Annotated in this window: 16 protein-coding genes; 15 read left to right on the top strand and 1 reads right to left on the bottom strand. The window is 47.1% G+C overall.

From position 1 onward, the window contains the following. The first annotated feature begins 559 nt into the window (after positions 1-559). From gltS to ACSF8X_RS08370, 12 genes are all read left to right on the top strand, one after another. Positions 560-1786 carry a sodium/glutamate symporter gene (gene gltS / locus ACSF8X_RS08425; RefSeq protein ID WP_047877914.1) on the top strand — a complete coding sequence of 409 codons (1227 nt, stop codon included), beginning with the start codon at positions 560-562 and terminating at the stop codon, positions 1784-1786. 299 nt (positions 1787-2085) lie between these two features. After that, positions 2086-2322 (top strand): HP1242/YdcH family protein, encoded by a 237-nt coding sequence (locus tag ACSF8X_RS08420; RefSeq protein ID WP_047877913.1) that lies wholly within the window; start codon positions 2086-2088, stop codon positions 2320-2322. Between the two features lie 421 nt (positions 2323-2743). Next, positions 2744-3970 carry an L-lactate MFS transporter gene (locus ACSF8X_RS08415; RefSeq protein WP_047877912.1) on the top strand — a complete coding sequence of 409 codons (1227 nt, stop codon included), beginning with the start codon at positions 2744-2746 and terminating at the stop codon, positions 3968-3970. Positions 3971-4425: 455 nt separating this feature from the next. Continuing rightward, entirely contained in the window at positions 4426-6783 is a 2358-nt protein-coding gene (locus ACSF8X_RS08410) for a cytochrome c peroxidase (protein WP_500849646.1), read from the top strand. 309 nt (positions 6784-7092) lie between these two features. Next, entirely contained in the window at positions 7093-9369 is a 2277-nt protein-coding gene (locus ACSF8X_RS08405; RefSeq protein WP_500849645.1) for a cytochrome c peroxidase, read from the top strand. Positions 9370-9555: 186 nt separating this feature from the next. After that, the gene (locus ACSF8X_RS08400; RefSeq protein WP_500849644.1) at positions 9556-10500 is read left to right on the top strand and encodes an SPOR domain-containing protein; all 945 of its coding nucleotides are present in this window, start codon (positions 9556-9558) and stop codon (positions 10498-10500) included. A 285-nt stretch (positions 10501-10785) separates the two neighbouring features. Beyond that, complete coding sequence (locus ACSF8X_RS08395; protein WP_240478254.1) at positions 10786-12015, top strand: transporter substrate-binding domain-containing protein; 1230 nt, start codon at positions 10786-10788, stop codon at positions 12013-12015. A 30-nt stretch (positions 12016-12045) separates the two neighbouring features. Next, positions 12046-13254, top strand: coding sequence for an amino acid ABC transporter permease (locus ACSF8X_RS08390; protein WP_500849643.1), 1209 nt, complete (start codon positions 12046-12048; stop codon positions 13252-13254). Positions 13255-13271: 17 nt separating this feature from the next. Next, complete coding sequence (locus ACSF8X_RS08385) at positions 13272-14369, top strand: amino acid ABC transporter permease (protein ID WP_500849642.1); 1098 nt, start codon at positions 13272-13274, stop codon at positions 14367-14369. Positions 14370-14391: 22 nt separating this feature from the next. Then, complete coding sequence (locus tag ACSF8X_RS08380; RefSeq protein ID WP_500849641.1) at positions 14392-15141, top strand: amino acid ABC transporter ATP-binding protein; 750 nt, start codon at positions 14392-14394, stop codon at positions 15139-15141. A gap of 365 nt (positions 15142-15506) precedes the next feature. After that, positions 15507-16172: a Bax inhibitor-1/YccA family protein gene (locus ACSF8X_RS08375; protein ID WP_047877906.1), complete on the top strand. Its 666-nt coding sequence runs from the start codon at positions 15507-15509 to the stop codon at positions 16170-16172. Between the two features lie 148 nt (positions 16173-16320). Beyond that, the gene (locus ACSF8X_RS08370; RefSeq protein WP_047877905.1) at positions 16321-16650 is read left to right on the top strand and encodes a TusE/DsrC/DsvC family sulfur relay protein; all 330 of its coding nucleotides are present in this window, start codon (positions 16321-16323) and stop codon (positions 16648-16650) included. Positions 16651-16724: 74 nt separating this feature from the next. Here the strand turns inward: ACSF8X_RS08370 and yccX are convergent, their stop codons facing one another. Then, on the bottom strand, positions 16725-16997 hold the full coding sequence (gene yccX, locus ACSF8X_RS08365; protein WP_047877904.1) for an acylphosphatase: 273 nt from the start codon (positions 16995-16997) through the stop codon (positions 16725-16727). A gap of 98 nt (positions 16998-17095) precedes the next feature. Here yccX and ACSF8X_RS08360 point away from each other — a divergent pair, with 98 nt between their 5' ends. The 3 genes from ACSF8X_RS08360 to ACSF8X_RS08350 all read left to right on the top strand — a co-directional run bounded on the left by ACSF8X_RS08360 (position 17096) and on the right by ACSF8X_RS08350 (position 20744). After that, positions 17096-18496, top strand: a complete 1401-nt coding sequence (locus tag ACSF8X_RS08360; RefSeq protein ID WP_500849640.1) for a methyl-accepting chemotaxis protein — start codon at positions 17096-17098, stop codon at positions 18494-18496. Between the two features lie 114 nt (positions 18497-18610). Beyond that, positions 18611-19801, top strand: coding sequence for a class I SAM-dependent methyltransferase (locus ACSF8X_RS08355; RefSeq protein WP_500849639.1), 1191 nt, complete (start codon positions 18611-18613; stop codon positions 19799-19801). Between the two features lie 292 nt (positions 19802-20093). Continuing rightward, complete coding sequence (locus ACSF8X_RS08350; RefSeq protein WP_500849638.1) at positions 20094-20744, top strand: YccT family protein; 651 nt, start codon at positions 20094-20096, stop codon at positions 20742-20744. Positions 20745-20868: the final 124 nt, after the last annotated feature.

The raw sequence follows: 20868 nt of genomic DNA, 5'->3' as shown, positions 1-20868 counted from the left end.
AGCCTCCTTTTTTGTAAAAAGTGTCAACACCACTATCAAACGCCGTTTTATTAAACAAAATTTAGCGCAAAATACATTGCGTATCTCACCCAATTCTTACTGTGTGCAATTTTTTTTATTTATTTCGACAAAATTTTAGCTTAACTCCTGCTTGTCGGTAGAGTCACTTGAGAATTGGTCAACAAACAACCGCCACCGCCACAGCATTAACATATCAGTCACAAATGGCTTATCTGCTTCAATCTACGCTAAACGCTTAACCTGTTTACCTATATTGGCTAGCAACAATGATTTGATAGGGAATCCATACGGTAAATATACTGGATAAATGACCAGTTATACAAAGATACCCATCAATTCAAAATGCAAAGATAAAAACAAATTACGAACAAATTAGCACCAAACACAAGCAATTACTCAACATTAGATTGCAATAATAAACATGAATAACAATTGGGAAATCACAGCCCTACACTATTTTCATTGGGCACACAAGATATGCAGGCACGTTTTCTGGCGGTAAAATTGACGTCTAAAAAAACAACGAAAAGACATAATCATGAATACAACTTTACAAGTGAACGAACTTGAATCATTTCTGATCGCGATTATTGTGCTTTTTCTTGGCTACTTTATTAATAGCAAAGTAAAGGTATTGCGGAAGTATAATATTCCCGAACCTATTGTTGGTGGTTTAATTGTCGCTATCATTATCGCTTTAATGCACAAGCAAGGCGTCGACATTACATTTAAACTGAGCCTAAAAGACACGCTCATGCAAATGTTCTTTGCCACAGTAGGTCTTGCTGCCAGCGTGAAACTACTCGCTAAGGGCGGCTCTCGCGTATTTCTGTTCTTGGGTGTTGCTACACTGTATATCATTATCCAAAATGCTGTCGGTGTAAGCCTAAGTTCGATGCTTGGCCTTGATCCTCTAATTGGCTTGATGGTCGGTTCTATCACCCTTTCTGGCGGCCACGGTACAGGTGCGGCATGGTCTCAAACTTTTGCTGAACAATATGGTCTTCATACTCTTGAACTTTCTATGGCTGCAGCCACTTTCGGCTTGGTGATGGGCGGTATCATTGGTGGCCCTGTTGCACAGCGTCTTATCGACAAATTCGAACTAAAATCTGAGTTTGGTGGCGGTAGCGAAAAACACCACCATGATCATCCAGATCTCATTACCTATAGCGAAAATGAAGAAGATCGCATTACTTCCAAAAATACTATCGAAGTTTTGTTTATTCTTCTGATCTGTGTCGCTGGTGCTGCGCACGTTAAAGAACTGGTAGATAGCTTTGGTATCAGCTGGCTACGCATCCCAGACTTTGTCTACGCACTGTTTATTGGTGTTTTCATCACTAACTTTTGCGAAACCACCAAGGTATACAAGATCAACAGCGAAACCGTCGATGCCCTAGGCACAATCTCACTGTCTCTGTTCTTGGCGATGGCGCTGATGAGCCTGCACCTATGGGAACTGACTGGGCTCGCTATGCCAATGCTGGTGATCCTTGCGGTTCAAACACTTTGCCTTGCTGCATTCTGTTATTTCGTCACCTTTCGTCTGATGGGCTCAAGCTATGATGCAGCTATCATCGCTGGCGGCCATTGCGGCTTTGGTATGGGCGCAACGCCTACCGCGGTGATGAATATGGGCGCATTGGTTACACGAAATGGCCCTTCACCGCAGGCATTCATGGTAGTGCCTATTGTCGGTGCGTTCTTTATTGATATTGCCAACTTGGTGGTCCTCCAGACCTTCATCAGCTTTATCCAGTAACCGCTCTCCGGGCCTGTCATACGACAGGCCCGTTTTCTATCCTGCTCTCGATAATCCCTTGTCCTCCCCCACATCATGTCACCTTGAGCAGCGCTCATGCAGCAACTATTCTTACAGGTATAAAGTAGGCTATTGCCTCAAACCAGCCAGTGGTGGGTTTTCACTGCTGATACAAACAAAAAACAATGCGACTTATTCACTTAGGGATCTGTAAATCAAAAAGCAGGCATTAAACCTGCTTTTACCAGCCAGGCCACGCAACGTGCGCCACCGCCCACTCGACTGACGGAGTTATAACAATGCTAGGTGAAAGTCATTCATTGAACGTTGAATTTCCTGAGCATCAGGACCGCATCCAAGAGCTCAAATCGTCTAACGAACATTTCAAACTAATGGCAGACAGATACCACCACCTTGACCACAAAATAAGAGGCTTAGAGTGCAGCAATGTCCCCACTGATGACCAGCACTTCACCCAACTCAAGCTAGAACGGCTTCAACTTAAAGACCAAATATTCAGTATTCTCTCCAACTAGCCCACAGCACCCCGCTCAAGCGGGGTGATTCTTTTCCGTTAGGAAACAGGCACCAACCCCGGCCGCTGCAAAGTAGCTAAACAGAATCTACAACCCAGCGTGGAATTTCATCGACTTACAGAATGTAAATACACATTTTTACATTTGTCACTCTCTGCAGCCTTTTTTAATAAAAACGATCCAACTCATTGATTCATAATGGCAACACCGATGAACAAATTATGAATACATCCGCAACCAACGGAAACATTTGTAACAGTGTGTGTCTACCTGTTTTCTCGCCAAATAAACTTGATAGAATCCGCGCAACTTTGGCAGCAGTATAACTTTTGTTGATAAAGCCAAAATTTTTTGAGCACATATTTTTAGCGTCAGCAGCCGGTATCCATACCGCTGTCACGTCGTGGTGACTGAGAGCAAAATGAAAAAATTCGATAAAGCTATGCAGATCCTGTTCGCAGGTTTCTGTATCAACCTGTGTATGGGTATCCTGTACGCATGGAGTGTATTCAAACAAGCACTAGTCGTTGACCTAGGTTGGTCAAACGCTGATGCATCTATGCCATATACCGTTGCTGTTATTACTTTCGCAGCTTCTCTGCTTGTTGCAGGTGTACTACAAGACCGCATGGGTCCGCGCCGTATCCTTATCCTAGGTACTGTGATGGTTGGCCTTGGCATGATCATCTCTAGCTTTGCGACATCTCCACTGCTACTTATCGTAACTTTCGGTCTACTCACTGGTTGTGGTATCGGTTTCGGTTACGCGTGTCTTGCACCATCTGCAATGAAGTGGTTCCACCCTTCTAAGAAAGGTATGGTAAACGGCCTTATCGCTGCAGGTTTCGGTCTGGCTGCGGTTTACCTTGCACCACTGACTTCTATGCTAATCAGCACTTACGGTATCAACACCAGCTTCCTGATCCTAGGTGGCGCAGTATTGGTGATTGCCGTTCCTCTAGCATGCACTATCAACAACCCACCAGCAGACTACACACCCGTTGCACCAGCGAGCGCGGCAGGCAAGCCAGCATCTAAGCCTGTTGACATCAACTGGCGTGCAATGGTTAAAACACCACAGTTCTACTCTCTGTGGGTAATGTTTGCACTAGCCTCTTCTGCGGGTCTAATGGTTATCGGTAACATCACGTCTATCGCTGCCCAGCAAGCTAATATCACTCAAGCGGCTTACCTTGTTGTGATCCTATCGATCTTCAACTCAGGCGGCCGTATTGCGGCGGGTATGTTGTCTGACAAGATTGGTGGTGTGAAAACCCTAATGATCGCCTTCATCATGCAGGGCATCAACATGGCACTATTCGCCAGCTTCACATCAGATTTCACGCTGATGATCGGCGCGGCACTAGCCGGTGTGGGCTACGGTACGCTTCTAGCCGTATTCCCATCAATCACGGCTGACTACTACGGTCTGAAAAACTACGGCGCAAACTACGGCGTACTGTACACCGCTTGGGGCGTAAGTGGCTTCATCGGTCCAGTAGTTGCAGCTGTTGCAGTAGATACCACAGGTACTTACACGCTGGCTTACACCATCTGTGCAGCAATGATGGCAGTGGCCGTATTCCTGTCGTTCATCACTAAGCCTGTTGATGCCGAAGCACTAGAGAAAAAACTGGCTAACGCTTAATACGATACAGCCTCGATAAAAAAGCACAGCTTCGGCTGTGCTTTTATTTTTAATCCCAGCAAAAAGACACAAATCTCTCTTTCAAATAAATAACACATAATCTTACATCCCCACCCCTTTCTTATTCTTATCAAAGCATCTTCCCCTCTCCATAAAACTCCGCCTTTCCCATTGATTTATAACTTATAACCCCAGAAACCCGCATAATCTCTATTATTAGAAAAATGACAAATCTTCATTGTTTACCATCTTCCCTGTTAGTAAATTGCTTTATTGCTACGAATACGACTCATCTTTAATAATTTTGAATATTTTTATCTGTACTTTATTTACCGATGAGTTCGGTTTTTCACATTATTGATAATCAAAAACACCAAAACGCCACCATTCTTATCCATCGAGAGGTAACTTCAGAAGTAAACACATAGCAATTAGATGGATTTTAGGGGTGAGTGATGAACGACAAATCAATCAAAAACCGCCATCGACTTCAAGCATTAATAGCAATGAGTCTATTGGGCTTGTCTGCAGGCTTTGCCGTCGCGGAGGTCGAAGAGGAAGTTCCTGAGCCTATTGATTTCTCAGGCATAGGTTCACTAAAAGGCATTCAACCAGCCCCCGTTCCCGGGTTGGATTACTACATAAAAGATAAAGAGGCTGCGATCAAGCTCGGTAAGGCCCTGTTCTGGGATATGCAGGCGGGTAGTCAGGGACAAAGTTGCGCCAGTTGTCACTATAGTGCTGGTGCTGACAACCGAACGAAAAACCAACTCAGTCCAGGTCTCAGACACACAGATCCGGCCAAACGCGAGATTTTTGACCCTACCCTCTCAGGTGGCAAAGGTGGTCCTAACTACACTTTGACTCAGGCAGACTTCCCGTTCCGACTCTATGCCGATCCCGATGACCGCCATTCGGCCGTACTTTTCGATTCCGATGATGTCGCGTCATCACAAGGGGTCTTTGCCAGTGTATTTAATGATCTGTTCGGGGCTACCTACGATCAGCAATTTTCAGATGGGCGGGAAGATTGTTCTAACGTCAAGGACATCTTCCATGTAAACCATATTAGTACCCGTCGGGTTGAACCACGTAATACGCCAACCGTCATCAATGCCATTTTCAATTTCCGCAACTTCTGGGACGGCCGGGCTAACAACTCCTTCAACGGTGTAGACCCGTTCGGACGTCGCAACAAAGACGCGAGAGTAATGCATTACGATCGCTACAGCGGGAAAATTAGCCTCAAAGAGGTTGATCTAATTAACTCCAGTGCCGCCTCACAAGCCGTAGGGCCTCCTGGTAGTGATTTCGAAATGACCTGTGCCACTAAAGCGTTTCAGGAAATGGGCAAGAAACTGCTACGTCTGACACCGCTGGGTATTCAGAAAGTCGACGTCAGTGATAGCGAACTGGGCCCAATGAGTGCTTTTCCAAACAACGGGTTACGTACTTCATATCGCCGAATGATCCAAGCGGCATTCCACGATACATTTTGGGGACACCCAGGGAAAATCGATGGCTATGAGCAGATCGAGCACAATTTCAGCCTATTCTGGGGACTCGCTATTCAAGAATATGAAGCGACATTGATCTCCGATGACTCCCCGTTCGATCGATATATGGATGGCGATGACTCAGCACTGACCGAGCAAGAAATCAAAGGCATGGAAGTATTTGTCGGCAAAGGTAAATGTGTCAACTGCCATAGCGGGCCTGAATTCTCCAAAGCCGCCACTCACCTCGTTGCAGAGGAAGAGGAAGAAGGCTTAGTAGAACGCATGCATATGGGTGACAATAATATCTCACTCTATGATAACGGTTTCTACAATATCGGGGTCCGTCCAACCGAGGAAGATATCGCATTGGGTGCTGAAGACCCGTGGGGTAACCCGCTGTCATTCACCCGTCAGTACCTTGATATCCTACGTGGCAAGAATGTACCTGATAACTTCGAGGTTGATCCGTGTACCTTTGAAGCCTTGGTCTTTGAGCAAAGCCCATGTAACTCAGCACAACAAACAGCCGCTCTCATACCGCGTGTTCTCAATAACCAAGAACGGACAGCCGTTGATGGTGCGTTCAAGACACCTGGCTTGCGTAACGTAGAACTCACCGGCCCGTATATGCATAACGGCAGCATGTCTACCCTTGAACAGGTCGTTAACTTCTACAACCGTGGCGGTAACCGAACCGGAGATGATAACGGCGATTCATCTGGCTTCAACGGCACACCTTCTAACCTTGACCCGGATATCCGCAGTCTTGGCCTAGACGAAGATGAAAAAGCCGCACTTGTTGCCTTTATGAAAGCACTGACCGACGAACGTGTTCGCTGGGAAGTCGCACCGTTCGATCACCCGCAGCTGTTCATTCCAAATGGAGCTATCGGTGATGAATATGCCGTCACAGACAGTGGCAACGGCACAGCTGAAGAGGAATGGAAAGAAATTCCGATGGTCGGTGCTGCTGGGCGTTACGCTAAAGGACTAAGCCCTGTAGAGCCATTCCTCAACGAGGAGCCCGTGAGCAGTGTGGTCGCCAACGATGATGATGCACAGGTCAAGCGAGGCTACACCGTCACTATCAACGTCATCAGCAATGACAGTGCAGGTAGCGGCAGTATCGATCCAACCAGTGTGACTATTATTAGTGAGCCGAACCTTCGTTATGGCCGCTATACCAATAATGGCGATGGTACGATCAGCTACACGGCATTACGCGATACGGATGCCACTATTACCTATACGGTAAAAGACACCAACGGTAATATTTCGAACGAAGCCACCGTCAATATTGACGCCTATCGCTAATAACAACGCTCATCTAATGGGTACATGATATAAAGCCGATCATTTATTGATCGGCTTTCTTTATAAGCGAAATAATATTAACGATGATGCGTGTCATTTTTAACTGAATAAATCACCTAATCACAGCATGGTTAAATAAATGAATTTCCAAAACATAATAACAACCTATCTAACGTATCAGCCATACTTTTATTATTGATAAAAACTATAACCACACATTCTCAAGATGCTAATTCCGCCTACTCTGAATCCAGCAACTGAGACGTGTGGGTATCAATACCAATAACTATAATATTTACGGAGCAAACAATGAGATTCTCGTCATTGAATAAACGAGCGGGGCTAGGTGCTATCATTACATCTTTATGCCTTGTGACAAGCAATGCTCAGGCAAAGCCAAGTGATTATCTGCCAGATAACTTGCCGCCTGTTCCTCAATTAGATAATTATATCAAAGACAAAGATGCCGCTATCCAATTAGGTAAAGCTCTCTTCTGGGATATGCAAGCCGGTAGCCAAGGTCAGAGTTGTGCGAGTTGCCATTTTGCCGCCGGCGCTGATAACCGTTCAAAGAACCAAATTAGTCCGGGGTTACTACACACTAACGAGTCACTCCAAAATCTATTTAATCATGTTGACTACCCTCATTTACCTTCTGGTGGTGATGGAGGGCCTAATTATCAACTCACTAAAGATGATTTCCCTCTTTATAAATTATCTGATATGAACGATAGAGATTCTGATATCGTCTATGAGACAGATGATGTTATCTCTTCACAAGGGGTTTCTCTGGCTCAATTCAGTGGTCTTAACGGAAATGATTATCGCAGTGATTTCGAAGATCGACGTGAAAAATGTAAAACAATTCCTGATATTTTCCATGTCAACCAGCTAAATACAAAACGGGTCGAGCCAAGAAACACACCAACGGTTATCAATGCCGTTTATAATTTCCGTAATTTCTGGGATGGGCGTGCAAATAATATATTCAATGGCGTAGATCCCTTTGGCCCGCGTAATAAAGATGCCTATATCTATGTCTATGATTACAGCTCAGGTAAAATGAAACCAGAAAAGGCAAATCTAATTAACTCCAGCTTAGCGTCACAAGCGGTCGGTCCTCCAGGCAGTAATTTCGAAATGACCTGTGATGGAAAACCATTCCAAGCTATGGCTAAAAAGTTACTGTCCCTGCGACCATTGGGCTTACAAGAAGTGCATCCCGCAGACAGCGCGTTAGGCGAAATCAGTGCTTTCCCGTCACCCGGACTCCGTCTCGACTACCGTAAGCTAATCCAAACCGCCTTCCATGACAAACTATGGAAATACCCGCACCGCGATGAACAGGGCTACAGCCAAATTGAAAAGAACTTCTCCCTCTTCTGGGGGCTTTCCATCCAGATGTATGAAAGTACCTTAGTCTCTCTGGGGGCAACGCGAAATGAGCAAGGTGATGATAAGCTAACGGCACAAGAACTTGCGGGTAAGCAACTCTTCAACAGCCCTCAAGGTACATGCGTATTCTGCCACTCAGGCCCTGCATTTAGTAGCGCAACGCGATCATTGATTAACCCAACCGGCGATGTCGTCAATCGCATATTTGTTGGCCCGACCAACCCATTCCCAGTGGGTCCTCAAACTCGCGGTGCATTTTCCGATACCGGTTTCATGAATATTGGGGTACGACCAACTAGTGAGGATCTCGGACTTGGCGGCGTCGATGATTTCGGCAACCCACTCTCTTTCACCCGTCAGGCACAGGCTCTATCCTCTGGTGGATATGCACCTGACGGCCAGTTATTGAGTGGGCAACTCCCCCCAACAGCAGCGACCGCAGTTGATGGCGCATTCAAAATCCCACTGCTTCACAACATCGAATTAACTGGGCCGTATATGCATAACGGTAGCCTTGCGACACTGGAAGAAGTTGTTGAGTTCTACAACCGTGGTGGTAACCGTCGAATCGTCAATCAAAATCCACTTCAAGATTCTTCTGGGCATAATGGTACCGATTCAAACTTAGCCTTTAACCTGCGTCCTCTTGGACTTACCGACGAGCAAAAAGCCTCACTGGTGGCCTTCATGAAGACCCTCACTGACGAGCGGGTTCGCTGGGAGCAAGCTCCATTTGATCATCCGCAACTCTTTGTCCCTGTCGGTCACTTCGGTGATGAACACAATGTTCAAGACGACGGAACCGGCAGAGCAGAGACTGAATGGCTGGAAATTCCAAGTGTGGGTGCCGCGGGCCGAAGTGCAGAACAGTTACCGCCCGTCAAAGGATTCTTGAGCGAAGAGCCCGCAAGCGCGCCTAAGGCCAACGACGACACCTTCAACGTTAAACGGGGTACAAGAACCACCTTCAATGTACTGGCCAATGATATCGCCGGAGATGCCCCTCTTGGCAATCAGGTTATCATTGGCACCGAGCCCAACCGGCGATTGGGAGCCGTCTCGGTTAATCCTGACGGCACTCTCCTCTACACGGCACTACGTGATGGTGAGAGCACCTTTACCTATCGGGTCATTGATGAGAATGGTCAGGCATCGTCATCTGCAACCGTGACAGTACGAGCTAGCCGATAGCTGATTCTACTGTTTGAATAAACAAAACCCTGCCAAGGCAGGGTTTTTCTATGCAAGAGACCCAATACACGTTAGATATTTAACCATTGGCAAATTTCACTTAGATAACTTCAGATGATTTCACATTCTTTTTAGTTATTTTATGTTAATGATATGAATGTAAGTAATCTAATGAGTGTTTGTGTCATGTTCAAGTTGCACTGCCCTGTCATCTTTGGCGGTCTGATTATCGGTTCTTTGTTTACATTTACCAGCCCCATCTTAGCTACCGAAACCACCTCACCATCTTCCTGCTCGGCAAAAACATTAAGCAGTGCATGGCGCATACTGGATCCGAACTGTGATATCGGAAAGGCACTGTGGGGCAAGGAGCCGATTAACGCTTCGCAAAGCCAGTACTGGGTACAGTGCAACTACAGCAAGGCAATGCCCGACAAAGCGTTTAGGGAGAAAATCGCCAAACTCTTTATCAACAATTTATTTTTATATAATGATCAAGGACATTATCGCTGTTTAATTGGGCCTATCGATAATTATCCAGCGGCACAGCAGATCACCAAAATATTGTCTGCTAACGAGATTAAAAATAGCTTTATACGACAAACTACAGACACTGTAGAACTTGAGGCGATCCACACAGCATCTAATCAAGCTGCATCAGCCACTCACGAGGTTTCAGAGAACCTGTCTCGCCATCGTCCCGCGCAAGACACGACCTCAAAAGAGAGAATTGCCACAGATCGAGTCGTTCTTGATTCTGCCATTTATGCCTTTACGTTCAATAATCTTGAATATTATCAACCATTAACGATTGACTCTGCCCAAGACATGCCCCCGAGCTTCATCAAGGAAAACGGTGAATTCTGGTCTAAAGTCAATATCCAAGCAGCAACGAACTGGTGTACCCGGTACCAACTCCGTTTGCCTAGTTATGATGAACTCAAGCAACTACAAACCTATGGTCAACGCTTCTTGTTACGCAATCATTGGCCGATATCAAACAATTACTGGAGCAGCACCATCAGCAGTTACTCAGGTGAGATACAAACCCTGAATCTTCGCAGTGGCCGAGCCGATGATTACCGTCCTCTCGCACAGCTCTATACTACATGTGTAAAAGAAGCGAGCTAACGTAAACTGCCGCCGCTATCACACGAACTATGCACTCCAACGCCGAATAAATACGGCTCTGGCGTGGCACACTCCCTGCCTCCGGATTCTCTTTCCTCTCTTTGCAAATGTTGGGGATATGTTAACTAGACGTATCCCCGTCAGTTCCTATACTGAATAGTGACACTATTTCAGGCAGTTATTTTTGTCGAAATACACAACACAATAATTCATTAATAAATGCGGCATACAACACCGTCAACATCTGCTGTCGGTGCATTGACTAAGGACTGATAGGACATCGATATGAAACCATCCATTCGCTCTACGCTCGCCATCTCTTCCTTCGCCTTATTCCTGTACGGCTGTGATAATGGGAGCAGTCAAGACAAAGCAACTATTACAGCGCTTGAATCGAAAATTAGCGAACTCGAAAAGCAATTAGAGTCCTCAGGCAATGCTGAAATCATAGAGGCCGGCTCAGAAACTGCTCAGCTCGAAGCTAAAATTGCCGAACTCGAAAAACAGCTGACAAATAGCCCGTCACCATCGTCCACCAGCCCCAAACCAACAACCGCCTCATCCAGTGACACTCTCGCAAAAGTCCAAAAACAGGGATATATCCAATGCGGTGTGACCACTGGCTTACCGGGTTTTTCAAACCCCAACGAAAAAGGTGAATGGGAAGGCTTGGATGTGGAATTTTGTCAGGCCGTGGCTGCGGCCACTCTTGGTGACAAAACCAAAGTGAAATATATTCCGCTTACCGCCAAAGAGCGCTTTACTGCCCTGCAATCTGGTGAGATAGATCTACTTTCACGAAATACCACATGGACCTTGCACCGCGATACCTCCTTGGGGATCAATTTTGCGGGTATCAACTATTATGACGGACAGGGTTTTATGATCAGCAAATCGCTGGAGATCGAGAGTGCAACTGAACTCGACGGTGCCGCTGTTTGTGTCCAATCCGGTACGACAACCGAGCTCAATCTCGCTGACTACTTCCGCTACCGTGAAATGAAATATACGCCAGTGGTGTTCGATACCGCCGCCCAAACAGTGAAAGGATTCGAGGCCGGTCGCTGTGATGTCCTAACGACTGATCAATCAGGATTATACGCACTGCGCCTTAATCTCCAGGATCCCAGCTCTGCCGTAATCCTGCCCGATATTATTTCCAAAGAGCCGCTAGGCCCTGCCGTCCGCCAAGGTGATGACCAATGGTTCAACATCGTAAAATGGACGCTATTTGCCATGCTCAACGCCGAAGAGCTCGGTGTTTCTTCACACAATGTTGACGACATGAAAAAATCCAACGACCCCAATATTCGCCGCTTAATTGGTGTCGACGGGCCGAAGGGCAAAGGGCTTGGTCTCAATGATGATTGGAGCTACCAAATCATCAAACAAGTAGGTAACTACGGCGAAAGCTTTGAGCGCACAATAGGAATGAGCTCTCCGCTCCAGATCAAACGTGGCCTGAACGCACTGTGGAACGATGGCGGTCTTCAGTACGCCCCGCCTATGCGTTAATACAAGATACCTTGCTATCCGGCGGGGAAATTGACTCCCCGCCCAGACCTTTCTTGCACAGGACGTGAAGTAGTGAGTAATTCCAAACGCAACCTGTTCTATAACCCCGTTTTCCGCTCAATTGCCTTTCAAGCTGTGGCACTTGCCATCCTTGGATTTGCTATCTATTCCATTGTTGACAATACGCTATACAACCTCGAGCAACGCGGTATCACCACGGGGTTTGATTTTCTCCACCAAGAAGCAGGGTTTGGTATCGGGCTAAGCCTGATCGACTACGACGAAACATACAGCTATGGGCGTACATTTTTTGTCGGCCTGATTAATACGGCTTTAGTGTCGGTTCTTGGCATTCTACTCGCTTCGCTTCTCGGCTTTACAATTGGCATTGCAAGACTATCGGGTAATTGGCTGGTCAATCGACTGGCTGCTGTTTATATCGAAACCTTTCGCAACATCCCACTTTTGCTACAGATCTTCTTTTGGTACTTTGCGGTACTACAAGCACTGCCTTCCCCCAAACAAAGCATACAGCTCAGTGATGCGGTATTTCTCAATGTCAGAGGCCTGTACCTTGCCAAACCGGTACTGCAGGAAGGGGGCGGATGGCTTATTGCCACCGTCGTGGTTGCCATCACGCTGGCCATCATATTTCGACTTTATGCCAAGCGAAAACAGCGAATAACGGGTCAGCAATCCCCCATCATGTTAATCAACTGCCTCATCCTGATCGGGCTACCTATCTTTGGCTATTTTGCCAGCGGCATGCCCGTTAACTTTGAATACCCCGAACTCAAAGGCTTCAACTTTCAAGGTGGCATCGCCATTATTCCTGAATTGGCAGCACTGCTATTGGCATTGAGTATCTATACTGCCGCCTTCATTGCCGAGATTGTCAGGGCCGGCATCAATGCCGTCGATACCGGGCAAACCGAAGCAGCACGCTCTCTGGGCCTATCTGCAGGTAAAACCCTCCGGTTAATTGTCATCCCTCAGGCACTTAGGATCATTATTCCCCCATTAACCAGTCAGTACCTCAACCTAACCAAGAACTCTTCATTAGCAATGGCCATTGGGTACCCTGACTTAGTATCAGTTTTTGCCGGTACGACCCTCAATCAAACGGGGCAAGCCATAGAGATCATCGCTATGACGATGGCGGTCTATTTGGCATTGAGCCTACTCACCTCTTTGCTCATGAACATCTATAACCGCAAAGTTGCCCTTGTCGAACGATAAAACTATGGTTATCGCCTATGAATAAACATTCTTTTCGCCCCGATCTTCCGCCTCCGGTCAACACGACAGGCGCAATTGAATGGCTGCGTAAAAACCTGTTTTCGTCACCGCTCAACTCTCTGACTAGCATCATGCTCGGCTTACTGATCATTGCTGGGATCGGATCGATTATCGAATGGGCGGTGATAAACGCTGACTGGGCAGGAACAAGTCGATCCGACTGCAGCAAAGAAGGGGCATGCTGGGTGTTCATCAAAATGAGAATAGACCAGTTCCTGTATGGGTTTTATCCTAGTGATCAGCTATGGCGCCCCCAGCTCTTCTATGCGACTCTGGCGGTGTTTATCAGCTTGCTCGCCATAAACAAAGTCCCCGGAAAGCTCTGGATCTGGCTTATCTTCGTCAATATTTATCCTTTTTTTGTCGCGGCTTTATTGTATGGCAATGTCTTCGGGCTACCTTCAGTTGAAACCCACCTTTGGGGCGGCCTACTAATCACCCTGATTATCGCCATCGTCGGCATCGTCGTCTCTCTGCCCATCGGTATTATGCTCGCGCTGGGTCGCCGCTCAACAATGCCAGTCATTCGAGGCCTATGTACCCTGTATATCGAAATATGGCGCGGCGTACCACTTATCACCGTGCTATTCATGGCCTCCGTCATGCTCCCCCTATTCTTAGACGCAGAAATGGAAACAGATAAATTATTCCGGGCATTGGTTGGCGTCGTCTTGTTTAGCGCAGCCTACATGGCCGAGGTAGTGCGTGGCGGGCTACAAGCGATACCTAATGGCCAATATGAAGCCGCCGATGCCCTTGGCCTTAACTACTGGAAAAAAATGGCACTGGTTGTACTACCCCAAGCATTGAAAATTAGCATTCCAGCGATCGTCAACACCTTCATAGGCCTGTTCAAAGACACCAGTTTGGTACTCATCATCGGCATGTTTGATGTCTTGGGTATTGGTCAAGCGGCAAATACTGATCCCAATTGGCTTGGCTTTGCCACTGAAAGCTATGTTTTTGTCGCCTTGGTATTCTGGGGATTTTGTTTCAGCATGTCCCGCTACAGCATTTATCTTGAACAAAAATTACACACAGGCCACAAACTCTGATCGATAAACAAGGAAGCGTTCTATGTCAGCATCCCCCCCACGACCGGTCATATCCCTTTCTGGCGTTAATAAATGGTATGGGCAATTTCATGTATTGAAAGACATTAACTTAACCGTCAACAAAGGAGAGAAAATCGTTATCTGCGGCCCATCCGGTTCAGGAAAGTCAACCCTGATACGTTGCATAAACCGACTTGAAGAACACCAACAAGGCACGATCCAAATCGCTGGGCACGAATTGACCAACGACCTAAAAAATATCGAACTTGTCAGACGGGAGGTTGGCATGTGTTTTCAACATTTCAACCTGTTTCCCCATCTGACGGTATTAGAAAATTGCACTCTAGCACTGGTTTGGGTAAAAAAAATGCCACAAAAAGAAGCAGAGCAAACGGCCATGCAGTTTTTGGAACGGGTAAAAATACCAGAACAAGCCGGGAAATACCCAGGCCAGCTCTCTGGTGGCCAACAACAACGAGTCGCCATTGCTCGTGCGCTATGCATGACCCCCCAGGTAATGTTATTTGACGAGCCCACCTCCGCACTCGACCCGGAAATGGTCAGGGAGGTACTCGATGTCATGACCGAACTGGCCAACGAAGGGATGACCATGATCTGCGTGACCCATGAAATGGGATTTGCACGCGAAGTGGCTGACAGAGTCATCTTCATGGATATGGGGGAAATTATCGAAGAAAGTGCCCCGCAAGCCTTCTTCGAGAATCCCGAATCAGACAGAACACAACTGTTCCTAGAACAAATATTGCATTAACGTGAGTCGATATTTCGCAGAAATGACAGTCAAAGATCCGCACTGGCAAACCATTGCTGTAAAACAAAATAGTGGCGTAATGTTACATTCATTTACAACTTGGCATTCAATATTAGACCATTGTTAAGTATTATCTTAATCGTTAGCGTACTGATTTTGTTATAGGTTAGTCGAGAATATGCATATTTGAACCTTGCATTTCATCTTGATTAGCTCAATATAGGGTTTAGCAATCAACATAACGAACCCTTTAGGGACGACTGATGGTTGATCACTGCACTGTCGCACAGTATAACTGCGGCAGAGGCGCTCGAGCATTTGAGTCGACGTTTTAAAACATATATTGCATTGATACAGGGCTTATTATGAATTTCAATGAACAATACCAATCTAGTTCTGTAGGCTTGAACATCCCTACAAACAAGGTTTTGCGTAACACTTACTTTTTGCTCTCTCTGACGCTGGTATGGTCTGCTGTCGTGGCAGGCTTTGCGATGGCAATGAACATGCCGCACCCAGGGTTTATCCTTACGCTGGTTGGCTTTTACGGCCTGATGTTCCTGACCGAGCGTAACCGCAACAGCAGCTTGGGTATCGTATTTACCTTCGCCCTAACAGGTTTTATGGGTTACACCCTTGGCCCGATCCTCAACATGTACATTGGCGCGGGCATGGGCCATGCGATTATTCCGGCGCTTGGCGGTACAGCGGTGACCTTCCTCGCCTGTTCAGCCTATGCACTAACCACAAAACGTGATTTGTCTTTCCTTGGTGGCATGCTAATCGCAGGTTTCGTGGCTATTCTGGTTGCTATGGTGGCGAATATCTTCCTACAGCTGCCGATGCTATCACTCGCAATTAGCGCAATGTTCGTCTTGTTCTCATCAGCAGCAATCCTGCTTACGACTCAAGAGATCGTTCGCGGCGGCGAGACAAATTACATCTCAGCAACCGTGACGCTTTATGTCTCAATCTACAACCTGTTCCTGAGCCTACTGCAAATCCTTGGCATCATGGGCAGCGACGACTAACCTGTCGTCTTTCATTAAGCAAAAAGCGCCTGAGGGCGCTTTTTTTGTACCAAGCAAAGCCCACCACAACCTCACTGTTTATAGAACAATGCTTGCAGCACACGGTAATAGTCACTATTCTTGGCGCGTTCCATTGACGAGGCTTATCATGCTTGAATTTGAAGGCAAACAAATCGAAACCGATGCCCACGGTTATTTAAAGAATGTTGATGACTGGTGCGACGGCTTGGTGCCATTACTGGCTGAAGAGGAAGGGCTAACTCTAACAGATGCGCACTGGGAAGTTGTCCTGTTCGTTCGTGACTTCTACCAAGAGTTCAATACCTCTCCAGCGATCCGAATGCTGGTTAAGGCAATGGCTCAAAAATATGGCGAAGAAAAAGGTAACTCCCGTTACCTATTCAAACTCTTCCCTAAAGGACCCGCGAAGCAAGCGACCAAACTGGCCGGCTTGCCAAAGCCAGCAAAATGCTTGTAAGCCACTCATAGCATTTTCCATGGCTATCCATAAGGACGGTATCCCGTCCTTATTTCATTTCCAACCAACAAAGATTACATAATTTCAAAGCCGTCAATATGGCGCCATTCCACATCCTCTACGACCAGCGCATCAACCCGTGACGTCTTTGGCCCGTCCTCAAGCCATACCATTAGGGCATCAACCTGCTCCTCCTCACCACATGCGAGCACCTCAACGGTTCCATCGGGGAGATTCTTGGCATAACCGCTCAAGCCGAGTTTCAACCCTTGATGAGCCGTATGAAAACGGAAACCCACCCCCTGAACCATCCCTTTTATTAGCGCTTTTACACATTTATGTGACATGCCTCACCTCAAGCTTTCTATCCATTCACTGATAACAATATAAAATTAGACCTGTTTTGTTTTCCCCAGCTAAGCTTCTGTTTTATAAAGGCACAATTATGAAAGAAGTTGCATTTCGATGGATCGACCGATACCTTATTCACATTACTCTACAGGAAAAGTTTTATCTTCTCTTCCTGATGCCTCTCGTTACTGTCCTTACCGTTGGATTGATTCTAGCGGATGCGGCAAACGAGCAACGTATTGAAATCACGACTCAACAATTAAACACAACCGCTACCCTGTTTTCGCAACACAAAATCAGCATGGCTGATGCGGGCCAGCTACTGGCAGGAAGCGCGCTCAAAGTAGGACAAGGGGAGCACTCAGCCGCCATTAACGAAATGGGCTATAGCATTAGCATCAGCGAACTCCCAAATCTACTGTCATATCTCAGTCCGCTTCAAATCGCTATTGCGGTAGCTATTCTCATTGCAGTTTGGGCAACCATCTACTACATCATGACCTTTATCGGCGGGGCAATGTTCGTGACAAACCGCGCCTTGCAGTCGCTTGCTGATGGTGATCTCACCTCTCGCCTAAATTTCTTCCCGGTGCGAGACGAATTCAGCACCATTGCGATTACCATCGATCGGGTCACAGAACGTGAGCACCAACTCGTACTGGCAACCCAAGAAGCCACGCAGTTAATGCAGCAAATCAGCCAGAGCCTGCAACAACGAAGCCTTGAGAATGAACACTTATCTTCATCCCAACAGCAGCACTTGAATTCTCTGGCCAGTGCCACTGAAGAGATGGCAAGCTCTATTCGAGAAGTCGCCAGCCATGCCCACGACACCTCGGCCCAGACCCGCGAAGCCCAGCAAGTGTCAGAACATGGCCGGGCTCAAGTCGGCCAAACACGCAGTGCTATCGCAGTGCTAAGCAACGAAATCAGCCAAGCCGCTGACGCTGTAGCCAAGCTCGACAGCAATGCCGCCAGCATCGATGATGTGGTCACCACCATCAATGGTATTTCTGAGCAAACAAACCTGTTAGCCCTAAACGCAGCGATAGAAGCCGCACGTGCGGGTGAACAAGGCCGTGGCTTTGCCGTGGTTGCCGATGAAGTCCGAACACTTGCTGGCCGTACCCAAGGGGCAACCGTTGAAATACAGCAGATGATCGAATCACTGCAGCAGAACAGTCAGCAGCTACTTGCTGTCATGCGCCGCACTGTCGAGCATGCCCAAAACAGTGAGTCATTAATGAATTCGGTTGACCAAGAAATCGCACAGATTACCTCTCGGAACGAAACGATCTCCGAACGCAGTACCGAAATCGCAGCAGCGGCAGAGCAGCAAGGCAGTGTGGCCGATAATATCGCTGCCAACGTCGAGCAGGTACGTTCGCAATCAGAGCAGGTGTGCGGGGTTATTCGCGAATCAACCCACGACATTGCCAAACTAAACGAGCAAGCCAAAGTGCTTGATTCGCTGATGCGAGGTTTGCGCACTTAACGTATCGCCATAAAATTCAAGGGATGCCAACGGCATCCCTTTTTTGTTTCATTTGCTTTTCCCTTGATTCGACAACATAATACGCCCCCTCCTTAAATCCATACTGGGCATGTCATGACAGCTTCAATTTATCTGGTAAAAGGCCGTGAAAAGTCACTGCGCCGTCGCCACCCTTGGGTATTTTCTCGTGGTATTCAGCGTATTGAAGGTACACCTTCTCTCGGTGAAACCGTCGATATTTACGATCACAAAGGCGAATGGCTAGCACGTGGCGCGTACTCTCCTCAATCACAGATCCGCGTTCGCGTATGGACTTTCGAGCGTAATGAAACCATTGATGTCAATTTCTTCATCAAACGCCTGAACGCAGCACAAGGCCTGCGTGATATCCTTGCTGCCCGTGACGGGTTGACAGGTTACCGCTTGATTGCAGCCGAATCTGACGGCCTTCCTGGTATCACCATCGACCGTTACCAAGACTACCTGGTTTGCCAGTTGCTAAGTGCCGGTGCCGAAGCTCAAAAAGACAACCTCATCACCGCCCTGAATACCTGCTACCCAGAATGCAGTATCTACGAACGCTCTGACGTCGCCGTTCGTAAGAAGGAAGGACTGAAACAGCGTACCGGCGTACTGTCGGGCGAAGAGCCACCTAAATTTGTCACCATCGAAGAAAATGGTGTCAAAATCAATGTCGATATTATTGGTGGCCACAAGACAGGTTTCTACCTTGACCAACGCGACAGCCGCGAAGCTGCCGTTAAGTATGTCAACGGCAAGCGTGTGCTGAACTGCTTCTGTTATACCGGTGGTTTTGGCCTATATGCCCTAAAAGGCGGAGCTAAGCAGGTTGTCAACGTTGATGTGTCACAACCAGCCCTAGATACAGCTCGCCTGAATGCCGAGATGAATGGCTACCCGGTAGAAAATGCCGAGTTCCTTAACGCCGACGTATTCAAACTACTGCGTGACTACCGCGACCGTGGTGAGCTTTTCGATGTTGTGATTATGGACCCGCCTAAGTTTGCCGAGTCTAAGTCTCAGCTTATCGGCGCTTGTCGCGGCTACAAAGACATCAATATGCTAGCGATGCAAATCATCAAGCCTGGCGGTATGCTGCTGACATACTCTTGTTCTGGTCTGATGGACAACAACCTATTCCAGAAAATCATCGCTGATGCCGCACTTGATGCGCACCGTGAAGTCCAGTTTATCGAGCGCTTCAGCCAAGCTGCTGACCACCCGCTTGATAGTGCCTATCCTGAAGGTTTCTACCTCAAAGGCTTTGCTTGTTACGTCAAGTAACCATTGAGCATGTCTAACAACACAAAGAGCTGCTATTGCAGCTCTTTTTTTCTCTTTCCGCCAAGAAAAGACGTACATCGGAAACGCCCTAGTCCCAGCATTTTGATATAATTTGAGGCGAATTGAGTATATTAACTGTGATCACCACTAGCTAAACCCTATAGAACCAAGCAAGTTAGATTACTTTGTCATACTTTAAGGCTATGATTCAGGGCTGATTAAGCTTTTGCGCTGTCTAATTAATATAACTGACCATAAATGCAGTCAGACCCCCCAATCACAAGGACAACTTATGAAACTTCGTCATGCTTTGCTTGCGCTAGCAGCGTGTGGCATCAGCGTACCTGCTTTCGCTGATGTAAGCCTAGACCTGCCTTACCAAGCCGAACTTATTCTGATCAATGGCGTTAAAAAGGATGTAAAAAGCCCACTGACATTGCCAAACGGCGAGAACCAGATTGCCTTCCGCTACGAAGATTCTGTTCGCGAAAACGGTGACGACAACTTCTTCAGCTCCGACATTGTCATTGTCAAATTCAACGCCACCGATGAAAAACTCACGCTTAGCCTGCCAAAACTCCGTACAAGTTCAGATGCACGTAAATTCAACCAATCACCAGAATTGACCCTAACCAATGAAGCGGGCAAGGTGATCGATACTCAAAAAGACAAATTGATGAAGTCCGGCCTACAGTTCGGCCGTAACTACGAAAGCGAAATGGCTGCCTACAACGCCGCTGGCAAAATTGCATCAGTCTCAACACTTGCAGCATCAACGACAGCACCTGTCACTGCAACTGTGGCAACCACAGCCCCGGCGTCATCAACGGTATCAAGCAACCAACAAGGTGCAAGCGTGGCAGAAAATATGCTCAACTACTGGTATGAGCAGGCTGATGCCGAAACTCGCGCCCGCTTCAAGGCAAGAATTAATCAGCAGTAATCCCCCCTCTCAGTGCCTTAGTGTAGATACCCTATCTACAAACTGACGCCCTGATATGAAACTCAAGGTCGACTCGCTGAAACGAGCATCTTGAACGAGCATGGGTATATACCTAAGCGAAAAA

This window comes from Photobacterium panuliri (genome assembly GCF_059920555.1).
The sequence above is the reverse complement of the archived record's forward strand: the minus strand, read 5'-3'. Positions and strand labels throughout refer to the sequence as shown.

Bases quoted from the DNA above. Each gene is read 5' to 3' on its own strand.
- ACSF8X_RS08410 (WP_500849646.1), top strand. From the start codon at position 4,426: ATGAACGACAAATCAATCAAAAACCGCCATCGACTTCAAGCATTAATA.
- ACSF8X_RS08405 (WP_500849645.1), top strand. From the start codon at position 7,093: ATGAGATTCTCGTCATTGAATAAACGAGCGGGGCTAGGTGCTATCATT.
- ACSF8X_RS08380 (WP_500849641.1), top strand. From the start codon at position 14,392: ATGTCAGCATCCCCCCCACGACCGGTCATATCCCTTTCTGGCGTTAAT.
- ACSF8X_RS08370 (WP_047877905.1), top strand. From the start codon at position 16,321: ATGCTTGAATTTGAAGGCAAACAAATCGAAACCGATGCCCACGGTTAT.
- ACSF8X_RS08355 (WP_500849639.1), top strand. From the start codon at position 18,611: ATGACAGCTTCAATTTATCTGGTAAAAGGCCGTGAAAAGTCACTGCGC.
- ACSF8X_RS08375 (WP_047877906.1), top strand. From the start codon at position 15,507: ATGAATTTCAATGAACAATACCAATCTAGTTCTGTAGGCTTGAACATC.
- yccX (WP_047877904.1), bottom strand. From the start codon at position 16,997: ATGTCACATAAATGTGTAAAAGCGCTAATAAAAGGGATGGTTCAGGGG.
- ACSF8X_RS08400 (WP_500849644.1), top strand. From the start codon at position 9,556: ATGTTCAAGTTGCACTGCCCTGTCATCTTTGGCGGTCTGATTATCGGT.
- ACSF8X_RS08350 (WP_500849638.1), top strand. From the start codon at position 20,094: ATGAAACTTCGTCATGCTTTGCTTGCGCTAGCAGCGTGTGGCATCAGC.
- ACSF8X_RS08420 (WP_047877913.1), top strand. From the start codon at position 2,086: ATGCTAGGTGAAAGTCATTCATTGAACGTTGAATTTCCTGAGCATCAG.
- ACSF8X_RS08385 (WP_500849642.1), top strand. From the start codon at position 13,272: ATGAATAAACATTCTTTTCGCCCCGATCTTCCGCCTCCGGTCAACACG.
- ACSF8X_RS08395 (WP_240478254.1), top strand. From the start codon at position 10,786: ATGAAACCATCCATTCGCTCTACGCTCGCCATCTCTTCCTTCGCCTTA.
- ACSF8X_RS08415 (WP_047877912.1), top strand. From the start codon at position 2,744: ATGAAAAAATTCGATAAAGCTATGCAGATCCTGTTCGCAGGTTTCTGT.
- gltS (WP_047877914.1), top strand. From the start codon at position 560: ATGAATACAACTTTACAAGTGAACGAACTTGAATCATTTCTGATCGCG.
- ACSF8X_RS08360 (WP_500849640.1), top strand. From the start codon at position 17,096: ATGAAAGAAGTTGCATTTCGATGGATCGACCGATACCTTATTCACATT.